At 65.8% G+C, this 16,259-nt stretch carries 18 protein-coding genes; 11 read left to right on the plus strand and 7 right to left on the minus strand.

Features of this window, described 5'->3' with window-relative positions:
- Window positions 1-4 precede the first annotated feature (4 nt).
- Both AB4879_RS20825 and ramB read right to left on the minus strand, forming a co-directional pair.
- Window positions 5-541 carry a carboxymuconolactone decarboxylase family protein gene (locus AB4879_RS20825; protein WP_370509108.1) on the minus strand — a complete coding sequence of 179 codons (537 nt, stop codon included), beginning with the start codon at window positions 539-541 and terminating at the stop codon, window positions 5-7.
- Entirely contained in the window at window positions 541-1,965 is a 1,425-nt protein-coding gene (ramB, locus tag AB4879_RS20830) for an acetate metabolism transcriptional regulator RamB (RefSeq protein ID WP_370509109.1), read from the minus strand. Before ramB ends, AB4879_RS20825 begins: the two co-directional genes overlap by 1 nt.
- Before the next feature lie 123 nt (window positions 1,966-2,088).
- Between ramB and AB4879_RS20835 the strand changes: the two genes are divergently transcribed.
- From AB4879_RS20835 to AB4879_RS20850, 4 genes are all read left to right on the plus strand, one after another.
- The gene (locus tag AB4879_RS20835) at window positions 2,089-2,904 is read left to right on the plus strand and encodes an acyl-ACP thioesterase domain-containing protein (protein WP_370509110.1); all 816 of its coding nucleotides are present in this window, start codon (window positions 2,089-2,091) and stop codon (window positions 2,902-2,904) included.
- A gap of 271 nt (window positions 2,905-3,175) precedes the next feature.
- Window positions 3,176-4,462: an isocitrate lyase gene (gene aceA / locus AB4879_RS20840; RefSeq protein WP_102805390.1), complete on the plus strand. Its 1,287-nt coding sequence runs from the start codon at window positions 3,176-3,178 to the stop codon at window positions 4,460-4,462.
- A 90-nt stretch (window positions 4,463-4,552) separates the two neighbouring features.
- Window positions 4,553-5,407 (plus strand): 3-hydroxybutyryl-CoA dehydrogenase, encoded by an 855-nt coding sequence (locus AB4879_RS20845; RefSeq protein WP_102805276.1) that lies wholly within the window; start codon window positions 4,553-4,555, stop codon window positions 5,405-5,407.
- A gap of 136 nt (window positions 5,408-5,543) precedes the next feature.
- The gene (locus AB4879_RS20850) at window positions 5,544-6,419 is read left to right on the plus strand and encodes a cyclopropane mycolic acid synthase family methyltransferase (RefSeq protein WP_370509111.1); all 876 of its coding nucleotides are present in this window, start codon (window positions 5,544-5,546) and stop codon (window positions 6,417-6,419) included.
- Window positions 6,420-6,432: 13 nt separating this feature from the next.
- On the opposite strand, the gene AB4879_RS20855 is transcribed toward AB4879_RS20850, so the two are convergent.
- Complete coding sequence (locus AB4879_RS20855) at window positions 6,433-7,290, minus strand: polyphosphate kinase 2 family protein (protein WP_370509112.1); 858 nt, start codon at window positions 7,288-7,290, stop codon at window positions 6,433-6,435.
- A 22-nt stretch (window positions 7,291-7,312) separates the two neighbouring features.
- Window positions 7,313-8,668, minus strand: coding sequence for a hypothetical protein (locus AB4879_RS20860; protein ID WP_370509113.1), 1,356 nt, complete (start codon window positions 8,666-8,668; stop codon window positions 7,313-7,315).
- 197 nt (window positions 8,669-8,865) lie between these two features.
- Between AB4879_RS20860 and AB4879_RS20865 the strand changes: the two genes are divergently transcribed.
- Window positions 8,866-9,780 carry a DUF4344 domain-containing metallopeptidase gene (locus AB4879_RS20865; RefSeq protein ID WP_370509114.1) on the plus strand — a complete coding sequence of 305 codons (915 nt, stop codon included), beginning with the start codon at window positions 8,866-8,868 and terminating at the stop codon, window positions 9,778-9,780.
- Here AB4879_RS20865 and AB4879_RS20870 read toward each other — a convergent pair.
- On the minus strand, window positions 9,773-10,471 hold the full coding sequence (locus tag AB4879_RS20870; RefSeq protein WP_370509115.1) for a TetR/AcrR family transcriptional regulator: 699 nt from the start codon (window positions 10,469-10,471) through the stop codon (window positions 9,773-9,775). The two genes, AB4879_RS20865 and AB4879_RS20870, sit on opposite strands and share 8 nt — an antisense overlap.
- A gap of 110 nt (window positions 10,472-10,581) precedes the next feature.
- Here AB4879_RS20870 and AB4879_RS20875 point away from each other — a divergent pair, with 110 nt between their 5' ends.
- The 6 genes from AB4879_RS20875 (at window position 10,582) to deoC (ending at window position 14,508) form a co-directional block, all read left to right on the plus strand.
- Window positions 10,582-11,916 (plus strand): DUF445 domain-containing protein, encoded by a 1,335-nt coding sequence (locus AB4879_RS20875; RefSeq protein ID WP_233209113.1) that lies wholly within the window; start codon window positions 10,582-10,584, stop codon window positions 11,914-11,916.
- A 92-nt stretch (window positions 11,917-12,008) separates the two neighbouring features.
- Window positions 12,009-12,401, plus strand: a complete 393-nt coding sequence (locus tag AB4879_RS20880; protein ID WP_370509116.1) for a helix-turn-helix domain-containing protein — start codon at window positions 12,009-12,011, stop codon at window positions 12,399-12,401.
- A 64-nt stretch (window positions 12,402-12,465) separates the two neighbouring features.
- On the plus strand, window positions 12,466-13,080 hold the full coding sequence (locus tag AB4879_RS20885; protein WP_102805283.1) for a heparin-binding hemagglutinin: 615 nt from the start codon (window positions 12,466-12,468) through the stop codon (window positions 13,078-13,080).
- Window positions 13,081-13,133: 53 nt separating this feature from the next.
- Entirely contained in the window at window positions 13,134-13,409 is a 276-nt protein-coding gene (locus AB4879_RS20890) for a DUF2516 family protein (RefSeq protein WP_192827587.1), read from the plus strand.
- Between the two features lie 50 nt (window positions 13,410-13,459).
- Window positions 13,460-13,825 carry a DUF2599 domain-containing protein gene (locus tag AB4879_RS20895; RefSeq protein ID WP_370509539.1) on the plus strand — a complete coding sequence of 122 codons (366 nt, stop codon included), beginning with the start codon at window positions 13,460-13,462 and terminating at the stop codon, window positions 13,823-13,825.
- Window positions 13,825-14,508, plus strand: coding sequence for a deoxyribose-phosphate aldolase (gene deoC / locus AB4879_RS20900; RefSeq protein ID WP_370509117.1), 684 nt, complete (start codon window positions 13,825-13,827; stop codon window positions 14,506-14,508). Before AB4879_RS20895 ends, deoC begins: the two co-directional genes overlap by 1 nt.
- On the opposite strand, the gene AB4879_RS20905 is transcribed toward deoC, so the two are convergent.
- The gene (locus tag AB4879_RS20905; protein ID WP_370509118.1) at window positions 14,505-15,440 is read right to left on the minus strand and encodes an LmeA family phospholipid-binding protein; all 936 of its coding nucleotides are present in this window, start codon (window positions 15,438-15,440) and stop codon (window positions 14,505-14,507) included. The two genes, deoC and AB4879_RS20905, sit on opposite strands and share 4 nt — an antisense overlap.
- Window positions 15,437-16,258: a carbon-nitrogen hydrolase family protein gene (locus AB4879_RS20910; protein WP_370509119.1), complete on the minus strand. Its 822-nt coding sequence runs from the start codon at window positions 16,256-16,258 to the stop codon at window positions 15,437-15,439. Before AB4879_RS20910 ends, AB4879_RS20905 begins: the two co-directional genes overlap by 4 nt.
- Window position 16,259: the final 1 nt, after the last annotated feature.

A 16,259-nucleotide genomic window follows, 5' to 3' on the forward strand; every position in this document is an offset into this window, starting at 1 on the left:
CGTCCTAGTCGGGGAAGTCCATCGGAACCCGCAGAGTGGCCAGAATCCCTGCGATCGCGTCGTAATGCCCTGCCAGGGCGCAGAATTCGATCACCTGCTCGCGGCTCAAGTGCGTCGACAGTGTGGCGAACGTGTCATCGGACAGGTCGCGATTGAGCACGAACTCGTCCACCGCGGTCAGCAGCGCGCGCTGCCGGTCAGTCAGTCCCTCGGCCGCCGGGCCGGCAAAGATCCTGTCCTGCAACGCCGCATCGACGCCACGGCTGCGGGCCAGCCTGCGGTGCTGCTGCAGCTCGTACTCCGAACCGCGCAGGTGACCGACGCGCAGGATCACCAGCTCTTTGTCCTGCTTGGGTAGCTTGCCCCAATTCAGCAGCACACCCGAATACGGCAGAAATGACAGGAACAGCAGCTTGTGCCGGCCCAGGACTTCGAAAAGGTGCATGTGCGGAGCGCGAATCGACCGTGCACCCAGCCGGGAGATGCCCCAGTTGACCAGGCCGAGCTCACGTCGGCCCCCGGGTGGAATACGTTGACCCATCAAGACTCCTTGACCAAATAGGGTGACACCGTGCTGCGGTGCTCATCGAGATCCAGCGCCCGTCCCAATGCCGGGAAGGCCCGCTGCGGGCAGTTGTCCCGTTCGCACACCCGGCAGCCCGCACCGATCGGTGTCGCGCTGTCTGATGACAGATCAAGACCCTTCGAGTAAACCAACCGGTTGGCATGTCGCATCTCGCAGCCCAGTCCGATCGCGAAGGTCTTGACCGGCTGGCCGTAGCGCGACGCCCGCCGTTCAACTGTGCGCGCCACCCACATGTAGTTCTGCCCGTCGGGCATCTGCGCGATCTGGACCAGGATCTTGCCCGGGTTCGAGAACGTCTCGTAGACGTTCCACAGTGGGCAGGTGCCGCCGGCGGAGGAGAAGTGAAAGCCCGTGGCGGACTGGCGTTTCGACATGTTCCCGGCCTTATCCACCCGGACGAAGGAGAACGGTACCCCACGCATGGACGGCCGCTGCAACGTCGAGAGCCGATGGCAGATCGTCTCGTAACTGACCTGATAGAAGGCCGAGAGTCGCTCGATGTCGTAACGAAAGTTCTCGGCCATATTGTGAAACTGCCCGTAGGGCAACACCGTTGCGGCCGCGAAGTAACTGGCCAGACCCAGGCGGGCCAGCTTCCGCGACTCCTCGCTGGTGAATTTTCCCTCGTCGACCAACTTGTCGATCAGGTCACCGCACTCGAGATACGCCAGCTCCGTGGCCATCTTGAACACTTGCTGGCCCGACGACAGATGGTTACTGATCTCGAGAGTGCGCGCCACCGGGTCGTATCGGTGCAGCACGGTATCGCCCATATCGACACGCCGGATGATGTGCACGCCATGCACCATCGTCAGCCGGTCGGCCAACTCCCGGGACAGCTCGGCACGGTGCATCCGCATCCGGATGGTGAGATCCTCGGCGGCGGTGTCGAGTTCGTGCAGATAGTTCTGCCGTTGGTAGAAGTAGTCGCGAACTTCCTCGTGCGGCATGGAGATCGACGCCGAGCCACTGCCCCCGGTGTTGAGGTTGAATCGATCCTCGGTGGCTGCCGCGAGTTGCGCGGTGGTGATCCGGTAGCGGCGATGCAGATTGACGATCGCGCGGGCGATCGCCGGGTGGGTGCCGACGATGTCGGCGACCTCGGTCATGTCGACATCGAGGTCGAGGTCGCGATCCATGGTCACTTCGCGCAGTTCGGCCACCAGTCGGGTGTCGTCCTCCGACGAGAAGAAGGTGGCATCAACCCCGAACACCTCGGTGATGCGCAGCAGCACCGCGACGGTCAACGGCCGGACGTCGTGCTCGATCTGGTTGAGATAGCTCGGTGATATCTCCAGCATCTGGGCCAGTGCGGCTTGGCTGAATCCGCGTTCGCTGCGGAGCTGTCGTATCCGGGAGCCGACGAACGTCTTGGCCACGCGCCCAGCGTACTCACGCCTGCGAAGGCTGCTTCGCAGCGTTGCCAACGCAGGCTGGTTGGCATCCGGGAGGGCCTTTGGCATGATCGCGCTGGGACGGGATGGGAGAGGACGACAGACCAGATGACCACCAGCACCACCGACACCGGCTTGGCAAAGGTGTTGATGCCGGTTCCCGATCCACATCCCGATGTTTTCGACCGCGAATGGCCGCTGCGCGTCGGCGATATCGACCGCGTCGGCCGGTTGCGTCTGGACGCCGCCTGCCGCCATATCCAGGACATCGGCCAGGACCAGCTCCGCGAGATGGGCCACGAGGAAACGCATCCGCTGTGGATCGTCCGGCGCACCATGGTCGATCTGATCCGCCCGATCGAATACCCGGAGATGCTGCGGCTGCGGCGCTGGTGCTCGGGGACCTCGAACCGCTGGTGTGAGATGCGGGTCCGGATCGACGGCCGCAAGGGCGGCCTCATTGAATCCGAGGCCTTCTGGATCAACATCAACCGGGAGACTCAGGGGCCGGCCCGCATCGCCGACGACTTCCTGGAGGGTCTGCAGCGCACCACCGATGTGAAACGGCTGCGGTGGAAGGCCTATCTGACCGCCGGCTCCCGGCATGACGCCAACGAGATCCGCGCTTTCCCCATCCGCGTCAGCGACATCGACCTGTTCGACCATGTCAACAACTCGGTGTACTGGAAGGTCGTCGAGGAGTTCCTGGCGCCGCAGCCGGAGCTCTTCGAAGCGCCGCTGCGGGTCACCATCGAACACGATGCGCCGGTCGCGTTCGGCGACAGGCTCGAGATCTTGCTGCACGTGTATCCGCCCGGCTCCACCGACAAGTTCGGCCCGGAGCTCGCGGATCGCACTGTTAGAACGCTCACATACGTCGTCGGCGAAGAGGTCAAAGCCGTCGCATCGATCTTCGCGGTCTGACGATCGCCGGTTTAACAGTACGGGCGTACTGACCTGCGAGAATCTGCTACTGAACGGTAACTTCTGAACCGGTTCAGCTGTTGGCTGTCTTCGCAACCTTTGCAGAGTTACCAGTCGGGTTGGCGAAAATTGGCACTCTTAATGGCTTGAACTGCGCTAATGGTGCGAGGCATGCTCGAGTCAGCACACCAGCCACGCTGCGTTGACGTTAACAACTGATTTGCCGTCAAGGTGGCCAGTCGATAAAGAAGGAGCGTAGGCGCCCATGACACTGTCCAACGTTGGCCAGCCGAAGAGCCCAGAAGAAATCCAGAAGGACTGGGACACCAATCCCCGCTGGAAAGGGATCACCCGTACCTACAGCCCGGCCGACGTCGTCGCGCTGCAGGGCAGTGTCGTCGAGGAGGCCACCCTGGCCCGCCGCGGCGCCGAGGTGCTGTGGAACCAGCTGCACGACATGGAGTTCGTCAACGCGCTGGGCGCCCTGACCGGCAACATGGCCGTGCAGCAGGTCCGCGCCGGCCTGAAGGCCATCTATCTGTCGGGTTGGCAGGTCGCCGGCGACGCGAACCTGTCCGGCCACACCTACCCCGACCAGAGCCTGTACCCGGCCAACTCGGTGCCGCAGGTCGTGCGCCGGATCAACAACGCGCTCATGCGTGCCGACCAGATCGCCAAGGTCGAGGGTGACACCTCGATCGAGAACTGGCTCGCCCCGATCGTCGCCGACGGCGAAGCGGGCTTCGGTGGCGCGCTGAACGTCTACGAGCTGCAGAAGGCGATGATCGCCGCCGGTGTCGCCGGTTCGCACTGGGAGGACCAGCTGGCCTCGGAGAAGAAGTGCGGCCACCTCGGTGGCAAGGTGCTGATCCCGACCCAGCAGCACATCCGCACCCTGACCTCGGCCCGCCTGGCGGCCGACGTCGCCGACGTCCCGACCGTCGTCATCGCCCGTACCGACGCCGAGGCCGCCACGCTCATCACCTCCGATGTGGACGACCGCGACAAGCCGTTCGTCACCGGTGAGCGCACCGCCGAAGGCTTCTACCGGGTTAAGAACGGCCTCGAGCCGTGTATCGCCCGCGCCAAGGCCTACGCGCCGTACTCCGACCTGATCTGGATGGAGACTGGCACCCCGGACCTGGAGTTGGCAGCCAAGTTCGCCGAGGGCGTCAAGAGCGAGTTCCCGGACCAGATGCTGGCCTACAACTGCTCGCCGTCGTTCAACTGGCGCAAGCACCTGGACGACGCGACGATCGCGAAGTTCCAGAAGGAGCTCGGCGCGATGGGCTTCAAGTTCCAGTTCATCACCCTCGCCGGCTTCCACGCCCTGAACTACTCGATGTTCGATCTGGCCTACGGCTACGCCCGCAACCAGATGAGCGCCTACGTCGAGCTGCAGGAGCGCGAGTTCGACGCCGAGGAGCGCGGCTACACCGCCACCAAGCACCAGCGTGAGGTTGGCGCCGGTTACTTCGACCGGATCGCCACCACGGTGGACCCGACCTCGTCGACCACCGCGCTCGCGGGCTCGACCGAAGAGGGCCAGTTCCACTAAATCACCGCACGAGCAGACGCAAACTCGCACGATCGGACATCCGAGAGTGCGAGTTTGTGTCTGTTCGCGCCTCTAGTAGAAAGAGTTCTCGTGAGTATTGAACGAGTGGGTGTGGTCGGAGCCGGGCAGATGGGCTCGGGCATCGTCGAGGTGTGCGCCAAGGCGGGTGCGAACGTCGTCGTCTACGAGCCGACCGACGCATTGATCAACGCCGGACGTGACCGCGTCACCTCCTCGCTCGAACGCGCGACGAGCAAGGGCAAGCTCTCGGAAGCCGATCGCGACGCGACGCTGGCCCGACTGACGTTCACCACGGATATGGCGGCTCTGTCGGATCGTCAGCTGGTGATCGAGGCCGTCGTCGAGGACGAGGCCGTCAAAGGCAAGATCTTCGCCCAACTCGACGAGCTCATCACCGACCCCGACGCCGTGCTCGCGTCCAACACCTCGAGCATCCCGATCATGAAGATCGCTGCGGCGACCAAGAATCCGAGCCGGGTGCTGGGCCTGCACTTCTTCAACCCGGTTCCGGTGCTGCCGCTCGTCGAGCTGGTCAACACATTGGTCACCTCCGCGGACGCCATCGCCCGGGTGGAGCAGTTCGCCGGTGAGGTGCTCGGCAAGAAGGTGGTGCGCTGCGGCGACCGCTCCGGGTTCGTCGTCAACGCCCTGCTGGTGCCTTACCTGTTGTCCGCCATCCGCATGGTCGAGGCCGGCGTGGCCACCATCGAGGACGTCGACACCGCAATCGTCGCCGGCCTGTCCCACCCGATGGGCCCGCTACGTCTTTCGGACCTGATCGGCCTGGACACCATGAAGCTCATCGCCGACTCGATGTACGACGAACTCAAGGACGCGCACTATGCGCCGCCGCCATTGCTGCTGCGCATGGTCGAGGCGGGACAGTTGGGCAAGAAATCCGGCCAGGGGTTCTACACCTACTGAGCGCGCCGCCGCACCCGCCGCTTGTGCATTTCCTTCGCTGATTGGCTAGGCTCCTGGATTTGGTCGGGGGGCCGCGCAGCAACATTGCATTTCGCGGCAACCGGCCGTGCACACAATGCGTTGGAGGTAGCTGTCGATGGTCGATGTGGATACGGATCTGACTCCCTACTACGAGGAATCACAATCCATCTACGACGTCTCCGACGACTTCTTCGCCCTGTTCCTGGGCCCGACCATGGGCTACACCTGCGGCTACTACGAGCGCGACGACATGACGCTCGACGAGTCCCAGACCGCCAAGTTCGACCTCGCGTTGGGCAAGCTCAACCTGCAGCCCGGCATGACACTGCTCGACGTCGGTTGCGGCTGGGGCGGGGCGCTCGAGATGGCCGTCCAGAAGTACGACGTCAACGTCATCGGCATCACTCTGAGCAAGAACCAGTCGGAGTTCGCGCGTAAGCGCCTGGCCAAACTCGACACCCACCGCTCCATCGAGGTGCGGCTGCAGGGCTGGGAGGAGTTCGACGAGCCCGTCGACCGCATCGTGAGCATCGGCGCCTTCGAGGCGTTCAAGGTCGAGCGTTACCCACTGTTCTTCGAGAAGGCCTACCAGCTGCTGCCCGACGACGGCCGCATGCTGCTGCACACGATTTTGGCGCACACCCAGAAGTTCTTCCGCGACAACGGGATCAAGGTCACGATCAGCGACCTGAAGTTCATGAAGTTCATCGAGCAGGAGATCTTCCCGGGCGGCCGGCTGCCTGCCGTCGAGGACATCGAGCAGCTGGCCGTCGACTCCGGCTTCACCCTCGAGCGCATTCACCTGCTGCAGCATCACTATGCCCGCACGCTGGACATGTGGGCGGCCAAGCTGGTCGCCAACCGGGACGAGGCCATTGCGATCACGTCGACGGAAATCTACGAGCGCTACATGAAGTACCTGACCGGTTGCGCGGACTTCTTCCGCCGCGGCATCACCAACATCGGTCAGTTCACCCTGGTCAAGGGCTGAGGCTCAGGCCGGCCTAAGCCTCCGCCAGCTTCTTCTTCTCCGCCTCGACGTCGAAGTCGGCGGGCGGCCACTCCAGCTTCATTCCTTTGAGCGCCTCGATCAACAGCTCGTTGATGGCCAGCCGGGAATACCACTTCTTGTCACAGGGGATGACGAACCACGGGGCGTAATCGGTCGAGGTCCGGTCCAGCATTGCCTGATACGCCTCTTGATACGCCGGCCACAGCTTGCGCTCGGCGACATCGCCCGGGTTGTACTTCCAGTACTTGTCCGGACGTTCGAGGCGTTCGGAGAGCCGCCTCTTCTGCTCGTCCAGGGAGACGAACATCGCGCATTTGACGATCGTGGTCCCGGAGTCGACGAGCTCCTTCTCGAAGGCGTTGATCTCGTCGTAGCGTGGCTCCCACACGTCGCGCGGAACCAGCTCGTGCACCCGCACGACCAGCACGTCCTCGTAGTGGGACCGGTCGAACACCCCGATGTTGCCTGCCGCGGGCAGCGCCTTGCGAACGCGCCACAGGTAGTGGTGGGCACGCTCCTCCTCGGTTGGCACGCCGAAGCTCGTGTAATGGATGCCTTGCGGATTGCCCGCTCCGACAACGTGTTTCACGGTGCCGCCCTTGCCGGCGGTGTCCATGCCCTGCAGGACGAGCAGCAGTGAGCGGTTGTCGCCGGCGCGGCCGTTCGCGTAGAGCATCTCCTGCAGACCGGCGAACCGCTCGTTGCGTTCGTCCTGCAGCTCCTCCGACCCGTCCTTGCCGTCGGAGTAACCCGGGGAGGAATCGGTGTCGATGTCGGCCACCTTGTCACCGGGAATGAACCGCAGGACCTTGCGCGGCTCATGGGTCCATTGCGACGGCAGATCACTCATAGCGGACGAGACTAACCCTCAATCACCCGCCTGTGCCGCGGCGCCGCGAAACCATCATGAACCCGACCACGGCCAGTGCCAGTACGCCCCCCGCGACGGCAACGCTGATCAGGACGGTCCGGTTCTTGTCGATCCACGACGTCGATTTGGACGCGGCGGCCAGTTTCACGTTGTAGCCGGGCAGCGGCTCCTGGGCCGGACGCTGGATGCCGGGCAGCAGCTGCGTCTGGTTGATGACGAACAACGCGTCGCCCTTGTCGGTCTTCGACCACTCACCCCAGGCCGGGACCTCCTCGTCGAGCAGGACCTTGGTGGCGTTGTTGACGGCCGGATCCTTGCCCAGGTCGGTGAGCGACGTCACCCGGAACGGTTCGGACTGTCCCCGGTCGAACTTGACCTGAACCAGCACGTTCTTCTGGGTGTTCACCGGCGCCGGCTTCTGCGGCGGCGCCTGGCCCGGACCCGGCTGGTACCCGCCGCCGGAGAAGCTGCCCACCGACAGGTTGGTAGCCGGTCCGGACGCCGGACGCGTCATCGCGGTGAAGTTGTAGGTGCCGGCATTGGGCACGTTCAGCGCGGCGCGCTGCAGCGGGGGCACCGTGAAGACCTGGGTGCCTCCGCCGTAGTCGTACAGCACGCTCAGCGGCGTGCGGTACGGATTGGTGAACACCGGACGGTAGAAGCGGTCATAGGTGATCCAGCTCGAATTCCACAGTGTCACCGGGCTACTCAGGGTCATGCCGGTGGTCATGGTCGAGGTGCTCACGGTCGACGAGACCGACTCCTGGTAGGTGGTGACCTCCTCGGACGTCACCTCGGTGGACGTGGTGGTCTCGACCTCTGAGGCGAGCGCCGTGGCGACGTCTTCCTGGGACACCTGCGGCTCGGCCGGTTCGGCCAGCCCGTCGGCGTTCGTGGGTTCCTGCGTGCCGCCGCCGGGCGCCGGCGCCGGGGTGCCGGGCGCCTCGTTCGTACCGCTGCCGCCGGGGGCTTCGGCACCGCCGGGCTCAGCGGGCGCGCCTGGTTCGTCGGTTGTGGCGCCGGCGGGCGGTTCGGTGCCGCCGGGCTCGTCGTGCATGCCACCGCCCGGCATGTCGATGCCGCCCGGTTCGTCGTGAGGAGCGCCGGCAGGCGGTTCGCCGCCGCCCGGTTCCTGATGGATCCCGCCGTCCGAGGGCTCCTCCACGCCGCCGCCGGACGGGGCCTCGGGTGCGCTGCCGCCGTCGTCGCCGCTGTAGCTGCTGCCGCCACCGTCGTCGTCGCCGAACGGATCCGCTGAACTGACCGCGGTACCAGCAAACAGCGCCGACGTCGATAACGCGACGGCGGCGATCACCGCCGCCGGCTTACGGAATTTTGCGGTGCTGTCGTTGTCCACCCCGGCCTCCCTAGACCCTTATGACGCGAAACCATTCCGCCCGAGGACATATCTCACGGGCAGGCCCGAAGGATTGTTCTACATGATTCGCAGCGCTTTCATGGGAGGTTGGGTTTCCTGCGCTCGTGCGCGTCCGTTTTCCCCGGCAGGCAGTTAACATCATGTGGCTTATGTGCGGATGAGCCTCGGGGGGATTGGTGCGGGCGCGAACCTGGTCGATCAGTGCAGCGGTGCTTGCGGTCGCGGTGGCCGCCGCCGGTTGTGGACGCGACACCTCAGCCACATCGACGTCGGAGTCGGTGGTGGCCCCGTCGACAGCTCAGGCATCTGCCACGCCGTCGGGGCAACCGGACGTGAACGAGAACGGCGTTCCGGACTCCTCGGCCGACGACAACGACTGGCCGGGCAAGATGACGGCGACCTATGAGGACGCCACCTCACCGGAGGCGGTGACGGGTCGCGACCTGATCAAGAATGACCATCTGCTGGAGGATCTGGCCGACGGCATCAACGAGTCGCTGAAGCTGCCGTTCGACATCCCGCTGATCGGCAAGCAGTGCGGCACGGCCAACGCGTACTGGAGCCCCGACGCCAAGTCGGTCACCATCTGCTACGAAGACGCCGCCGACGCGCTGAGCATCTACACCAAGGCCGGTGACCCCGACCCGACGGCCTCGGCGATCAACTCCGAGATCGCGACGTTCTATCACGAGACCGGGCACATGGTGATCGACATCTACGACCTGCCGGCGACCGGGCGGGAAGAGGACGTCGCCGATCAGCTGGCTGCCTACATCCTGCTGGCACCCGGCCCCGACGGGAAGATCGACCCGGAATCGGTCCAGGCGGTCAAGGACTTCGCCCGGGAGTTCAAGGGATACAGCGACCAGCGGGGCGGCGAGATCGACGAAGGTCAGCTCGCCGACGTGCACACACTGGATCTGGCTCGGATGTACAACCTCGAGTGTTGGGTTTACGGCGCCGATCCCACGGGCAACGCCGATCTGGTGAGCAGCGGCGCGCTGCCCCAGGACCGCGCCGATGGTTGCGAGGACGAGTACACCAAGCTGAGCAGTTCGTGGGATACCTTGCTCGGCCCGTACATCAAGTGAGCGGCGGCAGCGTCGGAGACGGATGCGGGCCGGAGTTGAACCGTTTCAGCGATCCGCCCGCCTCGACGATGCCGCACAGGGCGTTCCAGCACAGCATCGTCAGGTAGTCGATCAACTCGTCGCTGCTCATCCGCGGGTTCGACATCCACGAGTGCGTCGCCAACTGCACGCCGCCGACGATCAGATAGGCCCAGGGCTCGACGCCACCGGTGTCCATCCCGGCCCGCTTCATGCGTCTGCGCAGGACCACGGCGAGCATCCTGGCGATGATTTGCTCCGAGTCGGCGATGACTTTGGTTTTGCTGGCGGAACTGTTTGCCATCACGAATTGATACGTTGCGGGCTCGGCAGCGACGGTGTCCACATAGACCCGGATGATCTCGCGGGTGAGGTCGAAACCGTCCATGTTCGACGACAGGGCGGCAGCCATGTTGGGGATGAGGGTGGTTTGCGCGAAGCGCATCATCACCGCGGTGGTGAGGTCGTTCTTGTCGACGAAATAGCGGTACAGCACGGTCTTCGACACACCGATTTCCGCAGCTATCTCGTCCATGCTGACGTCACGGCCGCGCTGGCGGACGGCCTCGAGCGCGCCGTCCACCAATTCGGTGCGTCGCTCGACCTTGTGCTGATGCCAGCGTCGCTTGCGACCGTCTGTCTTGGCCCGGCTGCCGTCCAGGCCATGGCTCATGTTCTGTGCCACTATCGCGGAGTCCGTTCCCCTCGTTCGCAACGATTCTACGGTCTGATCCGAGGGCAGCGTCACATTAACTGGGTCGCGGGATAGCGGATGATGGTGGAGTGGCAGCCAAACATCGCCTCCCGGGGTTGCCCGCGGAGGCAGTCCGCACAGGTACCTCGCTTGCGGAATCGTTCGCCGGTGCCGACCCGGAGGCGGACGCGCAACGAGCACGTGCCCTGCGCCGGATGAAGGCGGTGGCGCTGAGCTTCCTGCTCGGTGCCACGGTGATTTTCTTGGCCTGCCGCTGGGGCCAGGCCCACGGCGGCCCGGCCTGGATCGGGTACGTCGGGGCGGCCGCCGAGGCCGGGATGGTCGGCGCGCTGGCCGACTGGTTCGCCGTCACCGCGCTGTTCCGCCACCCGCTGGGCCTCAAGATCCCGCACACCGCGATCATCAAGCGCAAAAAGGATCAGCTCGGCGAGGGGCTCGGCACGTTCGTGCGGGAGAACTTCCTGTCGCCCGCGGTGGTGGAGACCAAGCTGCGTGACGCCGAAGTCGCTGGGCGCCTTGGTAAGTGGCTATCCGAGCCGTCACACGCCGAGCGGGTCGCCACCGAGGCGGGCACCGTGCTGCGGGTCGTGGTGGAACTGCTCAACGATGACGACATCCAGCAGGTTATCGATCGCACCATCGTCCGTCGTCTCGCCGAACCGCAGTGGGGCCCGCCGGTGGGCCGGGTGCTCGGGCAACTTCTGGCGGAGAACCGTCAGGAAGCCCTGATCCAGCTGCTGTGCGACCGCGCGTTCCAGTGGGCGCTCAATGCCGGCGACACGATCGAGCGGGTGGTCACCCGTGACTCACCAAGCTGGTCACCGAAATTCGTCGACCAGCTGGTGGGGGACCGGATTCACCGTGAGCTCATGGATTTCACCGACAAAGTGCGGCGCGACCCGAATCACGAACTGCGGCAATCGGCCAACCGATTCCTGTTCGAGTTCGCCAGCGATCTGCAGAACGACGATGCGACCATTGCGCGCGCCGAAGCGGTCAAAGAGCAGCTGATGGAACGCGACGAGGTCGCACGGGCGGCCGAGACGGCGTGGAAGACGTTGAAACGCTTGGTACTCGAGGGCGTCGACGACCCGCAGAGCACACTGCGAACCCGGGTCACCGAGTCGGTGATGCGGATCGGGGAGTCGCTGCGCGACGATGCCGAACTCCGCGACAAGGTGGACAACTGGATCGTGCGCGGCGCGCAGCACCTGGTCGCCCAGTACGGGGCGGAGATCACCACGATCATCACCGACACCATCGAGCGCTGGGACGCCGACGAGGCGAGCCGGCGCATCGAGTTGCATGTCGGACGCGACCTGCAATTCATCCGGATCAACGGCACCGTGGTGGGCTCGCTGGCCGGCTTGATCATCTACACCGTGGCGCAATTACTGTTCTGACCTGCGCTAGCATGAGTGCTTGCAAAAGCTAGCACCCCCGCGTAGGGTGGCGTTCGTACGCACCGGACACCCATCGCGACGGGAGGGAACTCATGGCGCAAGACGGCGATCTTCAGGCCGTGGTAACCAGCGCCGCGCATGACATCGGCGGCTTCATCAGGGCGCAGCGTGAAGCCGCTCAGGTTTCGGTGCGGCAGTTGGCCGAGAAGGCCGGTGTCAGCAACCCGTACCTCAGTCAGATCGAACGGGGACTGCGGAAGCCGTCTGCGGAGGTGCTGAGCCAGATCGCCAAGGCGCTGCGGCTATCGGCCGAGGTGCTCTACATCCGGGCGGGAATTCTCGAGCCCGGGGAGGCGAGCATGGTGCACGACGCGATCATCGGGGACACCGTGATCACCGAGCGTCAGAAGCAGGTGCTGCTCGATATCTACACCTCGTTCTGTCAGCAGAACGAAGCTGCCCGTGAGGAGCTCATCCCTGAGTAACAGACCAGCAACTCGCGAAAACCATTAACGGACAACAACATCCAATCTGAAAGGAGCCACTACGATGGCTGAGAACAACCCCAATGTCGAAGACCTGAAGGCCCCGCTGCTCGCTGCGGTCGGCGCTGCCGATCTGGCCCTGGCCACCGTCAACGAAATCCTCGCGACCCTGCGTGACCGTGCCGAAGAGGCCCGCAGCGAGGCCAGCACCCGCGTCGAAGAGCGTCGCGCCGCGCTGACCAAGCTGCAGGAAGACCTGCCGCAGCGCGCCGAGGAGCTGCGCGGCCGGCTGTCCAGCGAGGAGCTGCGCAAGGCTGCGGAGGGCTACGTCGAGTCGGCCACCGCGACCTACAACAGCCTCGTCGAGCGCGGCGAGGCCGCCCTGGAGCGCCTGCGCAGCCAGTCGGACCTCAAGGACGTCGCCGCTCGTGCCGAGGGTTACGTCGACCAGGCCGTCGAGCTGACCCAGGAGGCCCTGGGCAACGTGTCGTCGCAGACCCGCGCCGTCGGTGAGCGCGCCGCCAAGCTGGTCGGTGTCGAACTGCCCGCCAAGGCCACCCCCGCCACGAAGGCCGCCCCGGCCAAGAAGGCACCGGCCAAGAAGGCCGCCCCGGCCAAGGCTGCGGCCAAGAAGGCTCCTGCCAAGAAGGCGCCGGCCAAGAAGGTCACCCAGAAGTAAGCAGAAGCAATTCGTCGTAAGGACAAGACCCGCCTACGCTTGTAGCCGTGATGCTGCAAGGTGTGGCGGGTCTTGTTCTTCAGGTCGTCTTCTGGGTGGTCACCGCGGTGACCATCTATGCGTTCGTCAATGCGGCGATGCAGCGACCGGATGCCTACACCGCGGCCGAGAAACTCACCAAGCCGGTGTGGCTGGTGATCCTCGGTGTCGCGGGTCTGCTGTCGCTGTTCCTGGGCGTCACCGGCGTGGCTATTGCCGCTGTGGCCACCGGCGTGTACCTGGTGGACGTGCGGCCCAAGCTGCTCGAGGTCCAGGGGAAGTCGCGCTGAGCGCTCGACGCCGTCTGGCCGCGGTGCTCCTGGCCGGCCCGGTCGGGCTGATGCTCGCCGCTCCGGCCGCCGCCGCGCCCCCTCCCGCTCCGCCGTACATCGACCACGTCACGTGGGCCGCCTGGGGCGATCTGAAAAGCCTGCGGGTCTATCCCACACCGGCCGGCCGCGCGGTGGCCGGTCAGTTGCTCAAGCCGCAGACCGACATCGACGAAGCCTGGGGTGAGGTGCTGGCGCTGGCACCCGAGGCCGACCTGCCCGGGATGCGGGACCAGTTCGTCTGCCACTTCCGGTTCGCGGAGTTCGGTCAGCCCGGCAAGACCAGCTGGAATCTGGAGCCGTGGCGGCCGGTGGTCGACGACCAGACTATGACCGAAGCCGGCTGCAATCCGGGTGGCCTCGAGGAGCCGTTCTGATGCTGAACCCCGCTCAGGTCGCCGCACTGGTCGACCACACGCTGCTCAAGCCCGAGGCCACCGACGCTGACGTGATTGCGCTGGTCGACGAGGCCGTGGACCTCGGCGTGCTGGCGGTCTGTGTGTCCCCGTCGATGGTGTCCGTCGCCGTCAAGGCCGCGAGCGCGCATCCGGAGGCCCTGGCCATCGCCGCTGTCGCCGGGTTCCCGTCGGGCAAGCACCTGCCGGTCATCAAGGCGCAGGAGGCTCTCGCGGCGGTCGACGACGGTGCCACCGAGATCGACATGGTCATCGACGTCGGGGCCGCCCTGGCCGGCGACATCGCCCAGGTGGCGGCCGACATCGCGACCGTCCGTTCCGCGGTGCCCGGAGCTGTCCTGAAGGTCATCGTCGAATCGGCCGCCCTGCTGAGCCTGGCCGACGAGGACACCCTGGTCGCGGTGTGCCGGGCCGCCGAGGAATCGGGAGCCGACTTCGTCAAGACCTCCACCGGATTCCATCCCGCCGGCGGCGCATCCGTGGTCGCGATCGAGATCATGGCGGCGACCGTGGGTGGTCGGCTCGGCGTCAAAGCCAGCGGCGGTATCCGCACCGCCGAGCACGCGATCGCGATGCTCGACGCGGGCGCGACCAGGCTGGGCCTGTCCGGGACGCGAGCGGTGCTCGACGGGTTGGCGGGCTAGACCCCGGCGAAGCAGGGATCCTGCTGGCCGTTGGGGATGGTCGCGTTCTGGGTGACGAACTTGGCCGTGACGCCCTCGTCGGTGACCGCGACGCTGTCCGCGTGAATGCCCATCGGCAGGTTCTTCGTCAGCGTCGACATGAAGGCGTCCAGCGCCGGCTGCACGGTTTCCCGCGGCAGCGTGAAGCCCAGCCCGGTCAGATTCACCACCTGCAGGGTGAGGCCGCCGTTGGAGATCGCCGGCTTGGTGGTGATGGAGCCCATCGCGCTCTTCAGCTCGATCGTGCCGTCCGACGGGCTCGTGCTGACGCCGCTGACCAGGCTGCCGAAGAACGGGATGGCGTTCTGCACGGTCTCCTTGATGCCGTCCTTGGTCCAGGCGATCGTGGCGTCCAGCGAACCCATGGTGCCGGCCGAGTTCGCGGTCTGGTCAATCCGGATGTCATCGAGCCACAGGTCGAGCTTCATGCCCTTGGCCCCACGAATCTGATTGCCCGCGGTCTGCACGTGGATGTCGCTGTAGTGCTTCGACAGGTGCTGCAGCAGGAAGGGCCGCGCGCCGAACGAGACATCGGCCTGGTCCTGCACCACGCAGGAGACGGCCCGCGACACCACGGTGTCGGCCTCGTGGCGCACGTAGAGTTCGGTGCCCAGCAGCCCGGCGATCACCACGGCCAGCACGATGACCAGTACCAGCACGATCGACAGCGGGTCGCGCAGGAAGCCCCGCTTACCCTCGTCCGGCTCCTCGCCGGGCGGTGTCTGCGACGGCGGGGGCATATGCGGGATGTGCTGAGTCGGCGCGTCAGCGGGGCCGCCCGGTCGGGGGATGTACTCGGTGGGTGTGCCTTGACCCGGGGAGGCGGCCCATGCCGGCGTGGTCGGGTCGCCGGGGCCGACGGGATGGTTGGGGCCCTGTGGCGGATTCGTCACCTGGGCGATTCTGCCTTATCAATCTGAGCGAACTCTGAGCGGTTACGCAGCACCGCGAGGGTTTCCCTGGTCGGCGCGACCCGATCGATGTCGATGTCGGTCACCAGGAGCTGCGGATCGGCGCCCGCCGCGGCGACCACTTCACCGAGCGGCGAGGCCACCATACTGCCGCCGACACCGGTCGGCGCCTTGGTCGACGTCGCCAGCTCGTCGCCCGGGTAACCCTGGTCGACGGCTGCGACGAAAGACTGCGAGTCCAGCGCGCGTGCGCGGGCCAGCAGGGTCCACTGCTCCAATTTGCCCGGCCCTGCGCCCCACGACGCATGCACGGTGATGAGCTGCGCCCCGCGGTCGGCGAGCTCGGTGTAGAGCGCGGGGAACCGGACGTCGTAACACAGCGTGATCCCGACGCCGACGCCGTCGACGGTGATCACGACGGGTTCCCGGCCGGGGGCCACCGCATCGGATTCAGCAAATCCGAATGCGTCGTACATGTGGATCTTGTGATAGTGCGCGTCGACGTCTGGTCCCGTCGCCAGGATCGTGTTGGTGACCCGCCCGTCGGGGGCGGGAGTGAACATCCCGGCCAGCACGGTGATGCCCGCACTCTGCCCGATGCGGCGCACCTCGTCAGCCCAGGCGCCGTCGAGTGGTTCGGCCACCGGGGCCAGCGGCACACCGAAGCGGCACATCGTGCCTTCCGGGAAGGCCACCAGCCGGGCACCGGCGTCGGCGGCGCGACGGGTGTAGTCCTCGACCAGCTTCAGGTTCACGGCCGGGTCGGTGTCCGATAGCAGCTGGGCCAGCGCAATCCGCATG

It is taken from the genome of Mycobacterium sp. SA01 (assembly GCF_041287105.1).
In the GTDB taxonomy this organism is placed as follows: Bacteria; Actinomycetota; Actinomycetes; order Mycobacteriales; family Mycobacteriaceae; genus Mycobacterium.